General features: G+C 73.1%; 13 protein-coding genes and 1 tRNA gene. 10 read left to right on the top strand and 4 right to left on the bottom strand.

Annotated elements, in window-relative coordinates:
- Positions 1 to 115 precede the first annotated feature (115 nt).
- The 6 genes from ACVCAH_RS27805 to ACVCAH_RS27780 are packed head-to-tail and all read left to right on the top strand — an operon-like array spanning position 116 to position 5,419.
- Positions 116 to 1,138: an ABC transporter substrate-binding protein gene (locus ACVCAH_RS27805; RefSeq protein WP_447139177.1), complete on the top strand. Its 1,023-nt coding sequence runs from the start codon at positions 116 to 118 to the stop codon at positions 1,136 to 1,138.
- Positions 1,135 to 2,043, top strand: coding sequence for an ABC transporter ATP-binding protein (locus ACVCAH_RS27800; protein WP_447139176.1), 909 nt, complete (start codon positions 1,135 to 1,137; stop codon positions 2,041 to 2,043). The genes ACVCAH_RS27805 and ACVCAH_RS27800 overlap by 4 nt, the downstream gene beginning before the upstream one ends.
- Positions 2,036 to 2,890, top strand: a complete 855-nt coding sequence (locus ACVCAH_RS27795; RefSeq protein WP_447139175.1) for an ABC transporter permease — start codon at positions 2,036 to 2,038, stop codon at positions 2,888 to 2,890. The genes ACVCAH_RS27800 and ACVCAH_RS27795 overlap by 8 nt, the downstream gene beginning before the upstream one ends.
- A gap of 11 nt (positions 2,891 to 2,901) precedes the next feature.
- A complete protein-coding gene (locus tag ACVCAH_RS27790) occupies positions 2,902 to 4,236 on the top strand; it encodes an LLM class flavin-dependent oxidoreductase (protein ID WP_447139174.1) in 1,335 nt (444 codons plus the stop codon).
- Positions 4,233 to 4,802, top strand: a complete 570-nt coding sequence (locus ACVCAH_RS27785; RefSeq protein WP_447139173.1) for a flavin reductase family protein — start codon at positions 4,233 to 4,235, stop codon at positions 4,800 to 4,802. Before ACVCAH_RS27790 ends, ACVCAH_RS27785 begins: the two co-directional genes overlap by 4 nt.
- A complete protein-coding gene (locus ACVCAH_RS27780; RefSeq protein ID WP_447139172.1) occupies positions 4,799 to 5,419 on the top strand; it encodes a malonic semialdehyde reductase in 621 nt (206 codons plus the stop codon). Before ACVCAH_RS27785 ends, ACVCAH_RS27780 begins: the two co-directional genes overlap by 4 nt.
- A 14-nt stretch (positions 5,420 to 5,433) precedes the next feature.
- Here ACVCAH_RS27780 and ACVCAH_RS27775 read toward each other — a convergent pair whose 3' ends face one another.
- From ACVCAH_RS27775 to ACVCAH_RS27765, 3 genes are read right to left on the bottom strand one after another with little or no spacing between them, the layout of a single operon-like run.
- Positions 5,434 to 5,946, bottom strand: a complete 513-nt coding sequence (locus ACVCAH_RS27775) for a GNAT family N-acetyltransferase (protein ID WP_447139171.1) — start codon at positions 5,944 to 5,946, stop codon at positions 5,434 to 5,436.
- Positions 5,946 to 6,401, bottom strand: coding sequence for an RrF2 family transcriptional regulator (locus ACVCAH_RS27770; RefSeq protein WP_447139170.1), 456 nt, complete (start codon positions 6,399 to 6,401; stop codon positions 5,946 to 5,948). The genes ACVCAH_RS27775 and ACVCAH_RS27770 overlap by 1 nt, the downstream gene beginning before the upstream one ends.
- A gap of 7 nt (positions 6,402 to 6,408) precedes the next feature.
- Complete coding sequence (locus ACVCAH_RS27765; RefSeq protein WP_447139169.1) at positions 6,409 to 7,311, bottom strand: helix-turn-helix transcriptional regulator; 903 nt, start codon at positions 7,309 to 7,311, stop codon at positions 6,409 to 6,411.
- Between the two features lie 206 nt (positions 7,312 to 7,517).
- On the opposite strand from ACVCAH_RS27765, the gene ACVCAH_RS27760 reads away from it, so the two are divergent.
- Positions 7,518 to 8,294: a RhlG family 3-oxoacyl-ACP reductase gene (locus ACVCAH_RS27760; RefSeq protein WP_447139168.1), complete on the top strand. Its 777-nt coding sequence runs from the start codon at positions 7,518 to 7,520 to the stop codon at positions 8,292 to 8,294.
- A 103-nt stretch (positions 8,295 to 8,397) separates the two neighbouring features.
- Here ACVCAH_RS27760 and ACVCAH_RS27755 read toward each other — a convergent pair whose 3' ends face one another.
- Positions 8,398 to 8,829 (bottom strand): SsgA family sporulation/cell division regulator, encoded by a 432-nt coding sequence (locus tag ACVCAH_RS27755; protein ID WP_007457244.1) that lies wholly within the window; start codon positions 8,827 to 8,829, stop codon positions 8,398 to 8,400.
- A 303-nt stretch (positions 8,830 to 9,132) separates the two neighbouring features.
- Between ACVCAH_RS27755 and ACVCAH_RS27750 the strand changes: the two genes are divergently transcribed.
- From ACVCAH_RS27750 to pglW, 3 genes are all read left to right on the top strand, one after another.
- Positions 9,133 to 9,687 carry a TIGR02611 family protein gene (locus ACVCAH_RS27750; RefSeq protein ID WP_447139167.1) on the top strand — a complete coding sequence of 185 codons (555 nt, stop codon included), beginning with the start codon at positions 9,133 to 9,135 and terminating at the stop codon, positions 9,685 to 9,687.
- 50 nt (positions 9,688 to 9,737) lie between these two features.
- Positions 9,738 to 9,812, top strand: a tRNA-Val gene (locus ACVCAH_RS27745).
- 599 nt (positions 9,813 to 10,411) lie between these two features.
- Positions 10,412 to 14,545 carry a BREX system serine/threonine kinase PglW gene (gene pglW, locus ACVCAH_RS27740; RefSeq protein WP_447139166.1) on the top strand — a complete coding sequence of 1,378 codons (4,134 nt, stop codon included), beginning with the start codon at positions 10,412 to 10,414 and terminating at the stop codon, positions 14,543 to 14,545.
- Positions 14,546 to 14,574 lie beyond the last annotated feature (29 nt).

Below are 14,574 nucleotides of genomic sequence, written 5' to 3'. Positions count from 1 at the left end.
GAGCCCGGTTCCATCGCCGCACTCCCACCGCTCGACCGCTCACCGCGGAGCGGCGTGCCGTCGCGCCCTCGTCAGGGCCCATCCCACCGCACTGTGGACAGATCAGGAGACCCTCATGTCCCCACCCCGTCGTGCCCTCACGCGTACCCTCGCCGCCGCCACCGCCCTGGTCGTCCTCGCCGCCACCGGCTGCGGGGGCCGTGCCACCGCCGCCGAGCAGGCGACCGAACTGCGCTACCAGGGATCGGTCGGCCAGGTCACCCTGCCCGAACTCGCCGCCGACCTCGGCTACCTCGGCGGCGTCACACTCAACTGGATCGGCAACGTCACCGGCGGCCCGCAGGACGTCCAGGCCACCGCCACCGGGCAGAGCGACTTCGGCGGAGCGTTCAACGGCGCGATCGTCAAACTCGCCTCGGCCGGCGCGCCGATCACCGCCGTGGTCGTCTACTACGGCTCCGACGCGCAGAGCTTCCAGGGCTACTACGTGCTCGACGACAGCCCGATCCGCAGTCCGCGGGACCTGATCGGCAGGAAGATCGGCATGAACACCCTCGGCGCGCACGCCGAGGCGGTGCTCAAGACCTGGCTCGCCCGCGGCGGGCTCAGCCCCGCCGAGATCCGGCAGGTCGAACTGGTCGTGCTGCCGCCGGTCAACATCGAACAGTCGCTGCGTCAGCGGCAGATCGACGTCGCGGTGCTCGGCGGGGTGATCCGCGACAAGGCCGTCGCGAACGGCGGGATCCGGACCGTCTTCACCGACTACGAACTGCTCGGCGCGTTCAGCGCCGGCGCCTACGTGTTCCGCGACGACTTCATCCGGCGCAACCCGGAGACGATGAAGACCTTCGTCACCGGCGTCGGCAGGGCCATCGAGTGGGCCCGCACCCAGCCCCGGGAGACGGTGGTGGCGCGGTTCGAGGCGATCATCGCCAAGCGCGGCCGCAACGAGGACCCGTCGCTGGTGCGGTACTGGAAGAGCAGCGGGGTGGCCGGCCGGGGCGGCGTGATCAGCGACCAGGAGTTCGCCACCTGGATCGACTGGCTGGCCGCCGAGGGCGAACTCAAGGGCGACAAGCCCGAGCCCGGCGACCTCTACAGCAACCGGTACAACGCGTTCGCCGGGGGTGGCGCATGAGCACCGACAAGATCCTCTTCGACGCGGTGACGAAGACCTTCCCGGCCGGCGCGGCCCGGCGGGCCACCGGCGGCGCGGTCACCGCCGTGGACCGGCTCACCCTCGGCGTACGACCCGGCGAGTTCCTGGTCGTCGTCGGCCCCAGCGGCTGCGGCAAGTCCACCCTGCTCGACCTGCTCGGCGGGCTGTCGAAGCCCACCGCCGGGCAGATCCTGGTCGACGGTCGGCCGGTCACCGGACCTGGCCTGGACCGGGGCATCGTCTTCCAGCAGTACGCGCTGCTGCCCTGGCGCACCGCCGCCGGCAACGTCGCGTTCGGGCTGGAGGCCAAGGGGGTGCCCCGGGCGGACCGGGCCGAACTGGTCGCCCACCACCTCGACCTGGTCGGCTTGCGCGGCTTCGCCGAGCGCTACCCGCACGAGCTCTCCGGTGGCATGAAGCAGCGGGTGGCGATCGCCCGCAGCCTCGCGTACGACCCGGACATCCTGCTCATGGACGAGCCGTTCGCCGCGCTGGATGCGCAGACCCGCGACTCGTTGCAGGACGAACTGGTGCGCATCTGGGAGCGGACCGGCAAGACCGTCGTCTTCATCACGCACGGCATCGACGAGGCCGTCCACCTCGGCCAGCGGGTCGCGGTGATGACGTCGCGCCCCGGCCGGATCAAGCAGGTCATCGAGATCGACCTCGGCGACCGGGCGGTCGTGGAGGACGTCCGCTCCACCGACGCCTTCCGGCACCACCGGCACCAGATCTGGGCCCTGCTGCGCGACGAGGTACGGGCCGCCCAGGCCGCCGAACGGCCCGCGGCGTCGATCCGCACCCCGCAAACCGAAGAGGTCCCCGCCGGCGCCGAGCGCGTGGCGTCCGCGGCGGCCCGAGCCGAGGAGGCCCGCGTTGGTTGACATCGCCGAACGACCCGCCCGGCTGGCGGCCCCCGCCGCCCCGCCGCCGGCGGTCGACGCGCCCGCGCTGCCCGGCCGGCTGCTCGGCCTCGGCGGGCGGGTGCTGCACCGCACCGCCACGCTGCTCGCGCTCGCCGCGGTCTGGGAGACCGTGCCCCGCGCCGGCCTGGTCGACCGGGTCTTCCTGCCGCCGCTCTCCGAGGTGCTGCGAGCCTGGTGGGAACTGCTGCGCAGCGGCCAGCTCGCCGACCACCTCGGGGCAAGCCTGACCCGGTCGCTGACCGGGCTCGGCCTGGCCGTGCTCACCGCCATCCCGCTGGGGCTGCTGATCGGCTGGTACCGGCCCCTGGCGGAGCTGCTCAGCCCCCTGCTGGAGGTGTTCCGCAACACCGCCGCGCTGGCCCTGCTGCCGGTCTTCGTGCTGATCCTCGGCCTGGGTGAGACGTCGAAGATCGCCCTGGTGCTCTACGCCTGCTCCTGGCCGATCCTGCTGAACACCGTCGCCGGGGTGAAGGGGGTGGACCCGCTGCTGGTGCGCTCCGCCCGGTCGATGGGGCTGAACCACCTGCGGCTGTTCCAGAAGGTGATCCTGCCCGCGGCGGTGCCGACCATCTTCACCGGCGTCCGGCTGGCCGGGGCGTACTCGATCCTGGTGCTGGTCGCCGCCGAGATGGTGGGCGCCAAGGCCGGGCTCGGCTACCTCATCAACTACGCGCAGTACAACTTCGCGATCCCCGACATGTACGCCGGGATCATCACCATCTCCGCCATCGGCCTCGTCGTCAACCAGCTCCTCGTCGCCGTCGAACGCCGCTTCTCCACCTGGCGCGTCGACGTCACCGCCTGAGAGGAATCCCCATGTCCCGCACCCTGCACCTGAACGCGTTCCTGATGGGCGTCGGCCACCACGAGGCCGCCTGGCGCCACCCCCGCACCGACGCCCGCCGGATCGGCGACGTCCGGCACTTTCAGGAGCTGGCCCGCATCGCCGAGCGCGGCACCCTCGACTCCGTCTTCCTCGCCGACGGGCTGGCCGTCGGGCCGGCCGTGCGGCACAACATCCAGGCCGTCTTCGAACCGCTCACCCTGCTCGCCGCCCTGGCCACCGCCACCGAGCACATCGGCCTGATCGCCACCGTGTCCACCACCTACAACGAGCCGTTCAACCTGGCCCGCAAGTTCGCCTCGCTCGACCACCTCAGCGGCGGCCGGGCCGGCTGGAACATCGTCACCTCCGCCCAGGCGCGGGAGGCGTGGAACTTCAACCTCGACGAGCACCCGGCCCACGCCGACCGCTACCGGCGGGCCGCCGAGTTCGTCGACGTGGCGATCAAGCTCTGGGACAGCTGGGAGGACGACGCCCTCGTCCTGGACACCGCGGCCGGGATCTACGCCGACACCGACCGGGTGCACGAGGTCGCCCACGCCGGCGAGGCGTTCAAGGTCCGTGGCCCGCTGAACACGCCCCGCCCGCCGCAGGGCCGGCCGCTGCTGGTCCAGGCGGGTTCCTCACCGGACGGCATCGCCTTCGCCGCCCGGTACGCCGAGGCGGTCTTCACCGCCCAGCAGACCCTCGCCGACGGGCAGAGCTTCTACGCCGCGCTCAAGCGGGCCACCGCCGCCGCCGGCCGCGACCCCGACCTGGTCAAGGTGCTGCCCGGCATCGCCCCGGTGATCGGCGGTACGGAGGCCGAGGCGCAGGCGCTCGCCGCCGAACTGGAGGCGCTGATCGTCCCCGAGCACGCGCTGGCCCAGCTGTCCGGCATGACCGGGATCGACCTCAGCGGCCACCCGCTGGACGGCCCGCTGCCCGACCTGCCCGACGTGACCAGCGTCCAGGCCCACCAGAGCCGCTACCAGCTCGTCGTCGAGCTGGCCCGGCGGGAACGGCTCACCCTGCGCCAGCTGATCGGTCGCCTCGGCGGCGGCCGGGGCCACCGCGTGGTCGCCGGCACCCCCGAGCAGATCGCCGACCAGATCGAGCTCTGGTTCACCGAGGGCGCCGCCGACGGCTTCAACGTCATGCCGCCGCTGCTGCCCAGCGGCCTGACCGACTTCGTCGACCAGGTGGTGCCGCTGCTGCGCGAGCGCGGCCTGTTCCGCCGCGAGTACAGCGGCCGCACGCTGCGCGAGCACTATGGGCTGCCCCGCCCGGCCAGCACGTACGCCCCGCCCACCCTGGTGCCGGCGTGACCACGGTGGAACGCGACCGGACGGAGAGCGCCGAGCTGCTGCCGGTGGACCGGGAGCTGTTCCGGGCCCTGCTGCGCCAGCAGGCCGCCACGGTCACCGTGGTCACCGCCGTGACCCGGGCCAGCGACCCGGCCTGCCTGGGCGGGATCGGGGCGCCACTGCGCGCCGGGTTCACCGCCACCTCGTTCACCTCGGTGTCCCTGGAACCGCCGCTGGTCTCGTTCTGCCTGGGCCTGGCGTCGTCCAGCTGGCCGGTGCTGGCGCGCGCCGACCATGTCGCCGTGCACCTGCTCGGCGCCGGGCAGCGGGAGGCGGCCCGGGTCTTCGCCACCAGCGGGATCGACCGGTTCGCCGCGTACCCGCGGTGGACGCCGGGGCCGTTCGGGGTGCCGCTGCTGGACGGGGTGCTGGCTCGGCTGCTCTGCCGGGTGGTGGAGCGGGTGCCCGCCGGCGACCACGTCGTGGCGATCGCCGAACCGCTCGCCCTCGGCGGCGGCGAGGACGGCGATCCGCTGGTCTACCACCGCGGCGGCTACACGACCCCGGGTGCGGCGGTGCCGGCGTGACCGCGGTCGCGCCGGCACCGCCCGGGGGGCTGCTCGCCCTGGACCGGGCCGCCCAGGACCTGCTCTTCCGGGCGGCCCGGACGGCGAACACCTTCACCGACGAGCCGGTCACCGACGCCCAGGTCGCCGCGATCCACGACCTGATCCGGTACGGCCCGACCGCGTTCAACGGCCAGCCGCTGCGGATCCTGCTGCTCCGCTCGGCTGCGGCCCGGTCCCGCCTGCTGCCGTACCTGTCCAGCGGTAACCGGGCGAAGACGGCGGCCGCGCCGCTGGTCGCGGTGCTCGCCGCCGACCTCGACTTCCACCAGCGGCTGCCCGAGCTGTTCCCGCACCGGCCCCGGGCGCGGGACTGGCTCGCCGACCCGACGGACCGGGTCGCGCAGGCCCGGCTCAACGCCACCCTCCAGATCGGCTACCTGCTGGTGGGCGTCCGGGCGGCGGGGCTGGCCGCCGGTCCGATGGCCGGCTTCGACGCCGCCGGCGTGGCCCGGGAGTTCTATCCGGACGGCCGGCACGAGGTGCTGCTGCTGATGAACATCGGCCGCCCCGGCCCGGACGCGTGGCAGGACCGGCTGCACCGGCTCAGCGCGGCGGAGGTGATCCGCACGTTGTGACGGCCGCCGGTGGGTCAGCCGGCGGGGCGGTCGAGCACCAGGACCCGGGTGACGCCGCCGTCGTCCTCGGCGATGTCCCGTTCGTGGGTGAAGCCGAGCCTGGCCAGAAGCGCCAGCGAGGGGTGGTTGGCGTCGGCGACCGTCACGTACACCCGGGACAGGCCGAGGGTGTCGAAGCCGTACCCGACCAGGGCGCGGGCCACCTCGGTGCCGAGGCCCGCGCCCCAGGCCGGCTTGGCCAACGCGTAGATGATCTCGTGCCCGGCCACCTGGTCGGTCCGCTTGATCTCGGCGTGCCCGACGTAGCGGCCGTCGCGGCGCACCGCCCAGACGTCGAACAGGTCCGCGGCGTACACCTTCGTGAACACCCGGCCGAAGAGCGCGCCGGCCTCGTCGGCGGTGAGCGGGCCGTCGCCCATGTACCGGGCCGCCTCCGGGTCGGTGAACAGGGCGACGAAGGCCTCGGCATCGTCGGGCCGGTAACGCTCCAGCAGCAGCCGGTCGGTGTGCAGGGTGGCGGTGGGCATCAGCGTGGCTCCCAGGCGTCGGGCAGGCCGGTCAACCTACGCACGTGGGAGGGGAAGCGGCCACTGATTATCTCGGCCAGGCTGACCTCGTCGACCACCCGGCGCACCGCGGCGCGCACCGCGACCCAGAGCCCGGGCAGGTTCTCCGCCGCGCCGTCGTAACTGGTCTCCTCGGGGCGCACGCCGCGCACGCCGGCCAGCGGTCCGTCCACCGCCCGCAGCACCGCGCCGACGGTCACCTCGCGTGGCGGCCGGGCGAGTGTGTAGCCGCCCTCCGCGCCGCGCTGCGCCCGGACGACCCCGGCCCGCCGCAAATCGGCCAGGATGGCCTCGAGGAACTTGCGGGGCATGTCCTGCTCGGCGGCGACGGCCTGGGTGGAGAGCAACCGGGGGTACGCGGCGGCGAGGCTCAACGCCGCCCGGACCGCGTAGTCACCGCGTGCGGAGATCTGCACCCGGCCATCATGCCCGGCGGGTGTCGGTGAGCGGATCGGCGGGCGGGCGGGGCCGCACAACCGGCCCGGGGACGGGCTGCTCGCGGGCGGCCCGGAAGGCGCCCGGGCTCACCCCGACCTCCCGGGTGAAGAAGCGGCCGAAGTTCGTCGGCTCGGAGAAGCCGAGGCGGCGGCCGATCCGGGCGATCGGCTCGTTGGTGGCGGCCAGCAGCCGGCTGGCCTGCAGGGCCACCCGCTCGTCGACCACCTGCTTGGCGCTGCGCCCGGTGACCGCGAGGCAGGCCCGGGTGAGCGTGCGCACCGAGCAGCCCACCCGGGCGGCGTAGTCCTCCACCCGGCGGGTGTGCTGGTAGCCGCGCTCGATCTCCCGGCAGAGCCGGTGGAAGGTGGCGGTCTCGGCGCGCGGCGCCGGTCGGCCGCCGGTGGGCAGCAGCGCCAGCCGGAGCAGCAGTACGGCGAGCTCGTGGCGGAGCAGGGCGCGGGCGGCCGGCACCCCGCAGTGCCGCTGGCAGTCCACCACGAGTTGGCTGACCTCGGTGATCACCGCGTCCTCGTCCTCGCCGGCCAGTTGCAGCCAGGTCGGCACCGCGTCCGGGTCGATGTCCAGCCCGCGCAGCGCGTCGGTCTCCCAGCGCACCACCGTGGCGTCCAGGTGCGGGCCGGCGCAGCGCAGCACCTGCCCGGCGTGCACCCGCAGCAGGGTGCCGGGCCGGCAGGGCAGGGCCCGGAAGTCCACCTCCGCGGTGCCGTGTCCGCCTGTGGTCAGCACGAGCAGCTCCTGCTCGAGCAGCACCGGGCGCCGCCAGCCGGGGCCCGGGGCGAGGTCACCCAGTGTGAGGGTGTCGATCTCGGCGGGATCGGACGCGCCGGTGGGGTACGACGCCGGGGAGAGCTGACCGGAAGGGACCATCGCCTGCGACGGTAGCCCGAGGCGCCGGCCGGCGCACCTCGACAGCGTCGCGTGCCCTCCCACCTGTCGGGTCCCCGACATTCCCGCGTGCGGTCCGTGCCGGGCCGCCCGCGGTGCGAGGCCGCGGGGGAGGGGCGGGGGTTGTCCCGGATCCCGGGGGCGGGCTACGTTACCGGGCGGTAGGGCCGACTCGCGATGGGATGGGCATGACGGATCTGTTCTCGGTCGAAGGCAAGACGGTCCTGGTCACCGGTGGCTCGCGGGGGATCGGCCTGATGATCGCCCAGGGCTTCGTCCGGGCCGGCGCACGGGTGATCATCTCGTCCCGCAAGGCCGACGTCTGCGAGCAGGTGGCCAAGGAGCTCTCCGCCGAGGGGCGCTGCGAGGCGATCCCCGCCGACCTGAGCCACGACGCCGGCGCCGAGGGCCTCGCCGCGGCCGTCCGGGAACGGGTCGACCGGCTCGACGTGCTGGTCAACAATGCCGGCGCGACCTGGGGCGCGCCGCTGGAGTCGTACCCGGAGAGCGCGTTCGACAAGCTCTGGGCGGTCAACGTGAAGGCCGTCTTCCGGCTCACCACCGCGCTGCTGCCCGCGCTGCGCGCGTCGGCCAGCGCCGACGACCCGGCCCGGGTGATCAACATCGGCTCGATCGACGGCATCCGGGTGCCCTGGATGGAGGTGTACGCGTACTCCGCCACCAAGGCGGCCGTGCACATGCTCACCCGCAGCCTGGCCCACCAGCTGGCCGGCGAGCAGATCACCGTCAACGCGATCGCGCCGGGGCCGTTCGAGAGCAAGATGATGGCGTTCGCGCTGGAGGACCCGGGGTCCCGGGCCGCCATCGAGGCGCAGGTGCCGCTGGGTCGCATCGGCCGGCCGGAGGACATGGCGGGCACCGCGATCTACCTGTCGTCGCGGGCCGGCGCGTACCTGACCGGCGCGGTGATCCCGGTCGACGGCGGCATCACCACCCACGGCTGAACCCGGCCCGGGCGGGAGGCTGCCCGCGTACGCCCGGGTGAGCCGGAGCCGCGCGGACTCGGCAGATCCGCGCGGCCCCGTCTGGCCGGTTTGTCCCGGTTTGTCAGCGACCGGCGAGCAGCCGGTTCACCGCCGTGTCGACGTCCAGGTGCTCGGCCTCCCGGCCGCGCGGGACGACGACGTAGGTCCGCCGCAGGAAGCGCACCAGGACGCTGCGCGGCACCTCGAAGAGGGCGTTGCCGTCGGGCGACGACAGCGCCAGCGCGACGAAGTCCCCGCGCGGGGTGGCCCAGGGCCAGACCCGCACGTCGCCGATGCCGGCCGGCTCGTCGAGGCCGGTGACCAGCAGTTCGCGGGCGAAGGACCAGCTCACCGCCTCGCCGCCGGCCGATTCGGCGTGGAACAGGACATGGACCGCATACGGGTCAGCAGGGTCGTAGCGCAGGCTGGCACGCACCGGCAAGGCGGTGGCGTCAGGCGCGACGAGCCTTAGCGACGTCTCGACCTCTACGGTCGTCGGTCGGATGACACTCATGGACGTTCTCCCCCCGGCACCGCTGCGGAACGCGCGTGTCCCGCTTTTCCCATACTCAGGTGCTACTCCTGGCTACGCTCCGCCATACGCTGACTTCACCCAGTGGTGGGAAGGGGGTCGGAAAGGCCGTCAGAATGTGAGAATTCATGTAGGATTTCCGGTTCTGCCCAGTGCGTGATCCCGCCCGGCATCGGGTGGTTCAGTCGTCGACTTACTCCGGTAACGTCCAGTCGTCGGAAGGGGTGACGGTTCCGCGCGACACTGGGGGTGGAAATGGTCACGAAACGATCCTCAGTGGATCCGATGGCCGCGTCGCGGCCGCCGAACGTCGCGGTCCGAGCAGCCGAAAAGCGGGGGTACGGGGTGCCGATGGAGCAGCACGACCGGCACGGTCGGCCGGGAGCTGGGCGCGGGGCGCCCGAGCGGGCCGGCGGCACCGCCGTGGCCGACCGGCGGCCCCGGCCGCGCTGGCGGCGGCGGGTGAGCATGACGCTGGAGCTGATCCGCGCCAACCCGACCGGCCGGGTGGCCCTCAAGATCTTCATCGCCATCGCCGGCGCCCTCGTGGTGACCATCGGCATCGCCCTCATCCCGTTGCCCGGGCCCGGCTGGCTGCTGGTGATCGCCGGGTTGGGCATCTGGGCCGTGGAGTTCCACTGGGCCCGCCGGCTGCTCGGCTTCACCCGCCGGCACGTGCACAACTGGACGCAGTGGGTGAAGGATCGGTCACTCGGCGTACGCTTCGTGCTCGGCTCGGTGGGCCTGGTCTTCGTCGCCACGGTGGTCTGGCTGTCGCTCAAGTACAGCCTCGGCATCGACCTCGTCGCCCGGGCGCTGCACTACCTCGCGACGCACTGACCCCGGATTCGCGGCAGGGGGAGAGGATCAGGTACAGTCATCCGCGCTGAGGGCGATTAGCTCAGCGGGAGAGCGCTTCGTTCACACCGAAGAGGTCACTGGTTCGATCCCAGTATCGCCCACCATCGATATATGCAGGTAAGAAGCCCGTCACCGGAACCGCCGGTAACGGGCTTCTGCCGTCTCACCCCTTAAATTGGGAGCAGATTGGGAGCAGGATGTCGTGCCGGCTCACCGGGTCCTACCTCGGAGCAGTAAGGCGATGGCACTGGTAGAGAGGCGCGGGCATGTAGCAGTCGCGGCCTCGGCGAACGCCGTCGGTGCCTAACAGCATGCGAAGGGCAGCGCCGCCAGGTTCTGAGGAGCCCCAGAGCCGGTGCACGGCACTGCCCCCGCACCACCTAGCCGACCGGCGAAGCCTCATCGCTTTGCCGATGCGCCAGAACGCAGTCCTCATCGGACGGCCGCGTTGAGGACCGTGCGGCCCCGGTCGCCAGCGGCTCGACGAGCTATCCGGTCAGGGCGGCAAGGCTTGGCCACCGTGAGGCCTCACGAGGCGCTCGCACGGGGGCTGCCACTGTGCATGCTGGCTTCGCGGGCCGCCCATGGATTGCCTCCTATCCTGGTCGGCGTTCCCCAGGAAAGCCGGAATGTTCCCCGGCGGGGAGTTGCTCCTGAACAGGTAAGGTGCCAGAGTTCGTCCGAGGGTTGAGGGAGCCAGTGCATGCGTGAGGATTCGCCGCGCTGGGAGCAGATCAACGCCAGCTCCTACGCCTGGGAGCAGGACGGGCTGCGCGAGCTGGCCAGCTACCTCCCGGATGCCGAGCCGTACCACGTCTGGGCCAACGTCGAGTTCGTGGGTGCCGACGGCTCGATCAACGAGGTCGATGCTTTGGTGCTCACCCCGAGCGGCCTCATTGTGCTGGAGCTAAAGCACTGGCTGGGGGAAATCCGCGGCGACGGGACCCAGTGGGTGCGCCGGGCGCCCAACTCGCGGCTCATCCCCGAGGACAACCCCTACATCCTGGCCAATCGCAAGGCGAAGCGGCTGGCCAGTCTGATTCGCTACTACGCACGACAGCAGGGTCGGGAAGGGCAAGCGCCCTACGTAGGGGCGGCGGTGTTCCTGCACGCCAGGGGCATGCGAGCGAGCCTCGACGCGATCGGCGGACAGCAAATCTACGGCCTGGAGGGCCACGACTCCGGGCTGCCCGGTCTCAAGGAGCTGCTGCTCACCCCGCCCCGCAACGCGGCCCATCGGGTGGACGAGGCGCGAGCGAGGCAGATCGTCGAGCTGGTCCGCGGCGCCAAGATCCGGCCCTCTGTCGCCGACCGCAAGATCGGCCAACTGCTGCTGCACCCGCGGCCGTTCGCCGAAGGGCTGGGCTGGCAGGACTTCCTCGCCGGGCACGCGCTAGACACCTCGCTGGTGCGCCGGGTGCGGTTCTACCTGGCCAGCCGGGCGGCCGAGCACGAGGTGCCGGCGATCCGCAGGGCGGCGGAGCGGGAGTTCCGCCTGCTGCAGGGCATCCACCACCCCGGCGTGGCCCGGGCGCACGACCTGGTCGAACACGCCTGGGGGCCTGCGGTCGTCTTCGACCACCAGCAGGACTGGGTACGCCTCGACCAGTGGCTGGTGCGGCGCGGCGACTCGCTGACCCTGGCCCAGCGCCTGCAACTGGTGCAGGACCTCGCCGAGATCATCGACTACGCGCACTCCCGCCGGCTGGCACACCGGGCGCTCTCACCCCGAGCGATCTACGTCGGCGACGCCGAAGGGTCGCGCCCGACGCTGGTGGTGACCGACTGGCAGACCGGCGGCCGGCTGGCCGGCACCACCCAGCTCACCCGGCTCGGCCCGTCGAGCGATCCGGCCAGCCTGGAGTTGTTCTTCGACGACGAGGTTCGCCGCTATCAGGCGCCGGAGGCGGAGAACGCCACCCGGCTGCCCGGCCACCAGCTCGACGTGTTCTCCCTCGGCGCGCTGGCGTACCGGATCTTTGCCGGCACGGCACCGGCGGCCACGCCCGAGGAACTGGTCGCCGCGGTGCGCGACAGCGGCCTGCACCTGGACGCCGCGGTCGACGGCATGCCGCACACGCTGGTCACCCTGGTCTACGACGCAACCCGGGGCGATCCCGCCCAGCGGCTCAGCGGCGTGCCGGCGATCCGGGACCGCCTCGAGAAGGTCTGGGAGGAGCTGACCGCGCCCGAGCCGGAGCCGGTTGCCGATCCGCTCTCGGCCCATCGGGGTGATCTCCTCGACGGGGGCCTGGAGGTGAAGGAGCGGCTGGGTTCCGGGGCCACCGCCGTCGCCCTGCTCGTGAAGCGGGTCGACGAGGACTCGCGAGACCTGGTGCTGAAGGTCGCCCGCGACGAGCAGCACGAGGAACGGCTGACCGCGGAGGCGCGTACCCTCGCCCGGCTGAAGCATCCCCAGGTGGCCGCGCTGGTCGAGGGCCCGGTGCGGGTCGGCGGCCGGACCGCCCTGCTGATGGAGAGCGCCGGCTCGCGGACCCTCGCCGAGGAGCTGCGCGGCGGGCGGCTCGCGCTCGACCTGCTGGAGCGGTACGGGCGTGACCTGCTCGACATCGTCAACTACCTGGACGGGCAGGGCGTCTGGCACCGTGACCTGAAGCCGGCCAACCTGGCGGCCCGGCCCCGGCCCAAGGACAAGCAGCCGCACCTGTGCGTCTTCGACTTCTCGCTATCGTCGACGCCGGCGGACCAGATCGGGGCGGGCACGGTCGGCTACCTCGATCCCTTCCTCGGTCCGCCGCGTCGGCTGCGCTACGACGCGGCGGCGGAGCGGTTCGCGGCGGCCGTCGTGCTCTACGAGATGGCGACGGGCCGGCTGCCCCGATGGGGCGACAACGCCAACCCAGCGGCGGTCAGCGACGAGGTGACCATCGATCCGGCGGTGTTCGACCCCGCAATCGCCGACCGGCTTGTGGAGTTCTTCGCCCGGGCGCTGGCCCGCGAAGCGGCAGCCCGGTTCGACACGGTCGACGAGATGACCGACGCGTGGCGGGCCATCTTCCAGCAGGTCCCGCAGCCGGCGGTTACCCCGGTCGGTCCGGTGCCCGCGGTGGTGGGGCTAACCCGGGAGTCGCCGCTGGAAGCCACGGACCTGTCCGCCCGGGCCCGCTCGGCGCTGGAACGGCTCGGCATGCACACCGTCGGCGAACTGCTGGATGCGGAACCGTCGGCACTCACCCGGGCCAAGGGTGTGCCGGACGCCACCCGCAAGGAGATCCTCGCCCAAGGTCGTGCCCTGCGCGCCGTGCTGCCGGCCGGCAGCGAGCCGGCCGACACCGATGACCGGCCGGTGGCGCAGGGCGTCGAGGCGCTCTGTGCGGCCCTGCTGCCGCCCAGGACGTCCCGCAACCACCGCACCCTGGCCGTGCTGCTCGGGCAGACCCCCACCGACGACGGCACGTTCCTGCGCTGGCCGGCGCAGAGTGAGGCGGCCCGGGCCACCGATCGCAGCCAGCCGCAGATCTCCAAACTGCTCAACAGCCAGGCCAGGGTCTGGCTGGGGGAACCGGCGCTGGAGGCGGTGCGCAACGAGATCGTGGCACTGCTCGACGCCCGCGGTGCGGTGATGTCCGCCGAGGAACTGGCCCAAGCGCTGATCGCCGCGCGCGGCTCCTACACCGCCGAACCGAAGCGGCTGCCCCAGGCGATCGGCCTGGTCCGCGCCGCCGTCGAGGCCGAGCTGAGCACCGGCGGGAACGCCCGGGTGGACATCCACCGGTTCCGCACCTCCGGCCTCGTCGTGGTCGGACGGGAGCCGGACGACCCGGCCTCCGACGTCACCGCCGCCGACTTCCTCGAGTACGTGGTGGAGCTGGGCGGTCGGGCGGCCGAGCTGGCGAGCGCCGATTTGCTGCCGACCCGGCAACGCGCGGTCGAGGAGCTGCGCCGGCTGCCCGCGCCCGTCGGGATGCCGGCGGTGACCGACCTGCGGCTGCTGCAGCTCGCGGCGGTGGGGAGCAATGACCGGGTTGACGTCAACGCGCAGGGGCAGCTCTACCCGGTGGGGATGCCGGCGGAGCGGGCGCTGCGGCTGTCGGTGGGCAGCCTGATCGGCCAGCGGCTCGGCGAGCAGCAGATCCGGGACCGGGTGCACAGCCGCTTTCCGCGGGCCGAGCGGCTGCCGGGGCGCACCGACCTCAACGATCTGCTCGTAACCGCCGAGGTGCCGCTGACGTGGCATGCACGCGACGGCGTGTACGGACCGGCGACCATGCAGGCGTCGGTGACCGGCACCCGGCTGGCCACCACCCACGCGCCGCTGCTCGGGCTCTCCGCCGCGGACGAGGTGGGCGACAAGCTCGCCTCGGCGGTCGAGCGCCGGGCTTTCCTCGCGGTGCTGGCCCCGCTGCGCCGGCTCGGGCCGGCCCGGCGGGCACTGTTGGCCCGGCTGCCGCTGGCGGAGGTGGACATCACGGCGATTCTGCTGGAGCGGCTGCGTGCCCTGGGCTTCCCGTGGGAGGCGATCGTGGCGGCCGACAACGGCTCGGCGCTGGACGCCGACTTCCGCAGCCTGGTGGACCTGGTGCGACACCAGGTAGTACCGGCGATCGGTGGGGCCATCGCCGCCGCCGACGGGCCGGTGCTGATCACCGAGGCGGCGCCGCTGGCCCGCTACGGGCAGCTCGGGCTGCTGCAGGAGTTGGCCGACCCGACCCGGCCCCGGCCGGCGGCCCGGCTGCTGCTGGTGCCGGCCCGGCGACCCGAGCTGGCCGTGCTGGACGCGGTGCAGTTGCCGCTGACCTCGCCGGCCAGCCAGTCGCTCTGGCTCGCCAACGATTGGATCGACCAGGCCGGCACCCGAAGCGCCAGCGGGGTCTAGCCCGACACCGCCGTCGCAGCCTCGCGCAT

This window comes from Micromonospora sp. LZ34 (assembly GCF_052981855.1).
The sequence above is the reverse complement of the archived record's forward strand: the minus strand, read 5'-3'. Positions and strand labels throughout refer to the sequence as shown.

Coding starts and splice junctions, on each gene's coding strand:
- ACVCAH_RS27805 (WP_447139177.1), top strand. CDS start 116: ATGTCCCCACCCCGTCGTGCCCTCACGCGTACCCTCGCCGCCGCCACC.
- ACVCAH_RS27800 (WP_447139176.1), top strand. CDS start 1,135: ATGAGCACCGACAAGATCCTCTTCGACGCGGTGACGAAGACCTTCCCG.
- ACVCAH_RS27790 (WP_447139174.1), top strand. CDS start 2,902: ATGTCCCGCACCCTGCACCTGAACGCGTTCCTGATGGGCGTCGGCCAC.
- ACVCAH_RS27775 (WP_447139171.1), bottom strand. CDS start 5,946: ATGCCCACCGCCACCCTGCACACCGACCGGCTGCTGCTGGAGCGTTAC.
- ACVCAH_RS27765 (WP_447139169.1), bottom strand. CDS start 7,311: ATGGTCCCTTCCGGTCAGCTCTCCCCGGCGTCGTACCCCACCGGCGCG.
- ACVCAH_RS27760 (WP_447139168.1), top strand. CDS start 7,518: ATGACGGATCTGTTCTCGGTCGAAGGCAAGACGGTCCTGGTCACCGGT.
- ACVCAH_RS27755 (WP_007457244.1), bottom strand. CDS start 8,829: ATGAGTGTCATCCGACCGACGACCGTAGAGGTCGAGACGTCGCTAAGG.
- ACVCAH_RS27750 (WP_447139167.1), top strand. CDS start 9,133: ATGGCCGCGTCGCGGCCGCCGAACGTCGCGGTCCGAGCAGCCGAAAAG.
- pglW (WP_447139166.1), top strand. CDS start 10,412: ATGCGTGAGGATTCGCCGCGCTGGGAGCAGATCAACGCCAGCTCCTAC.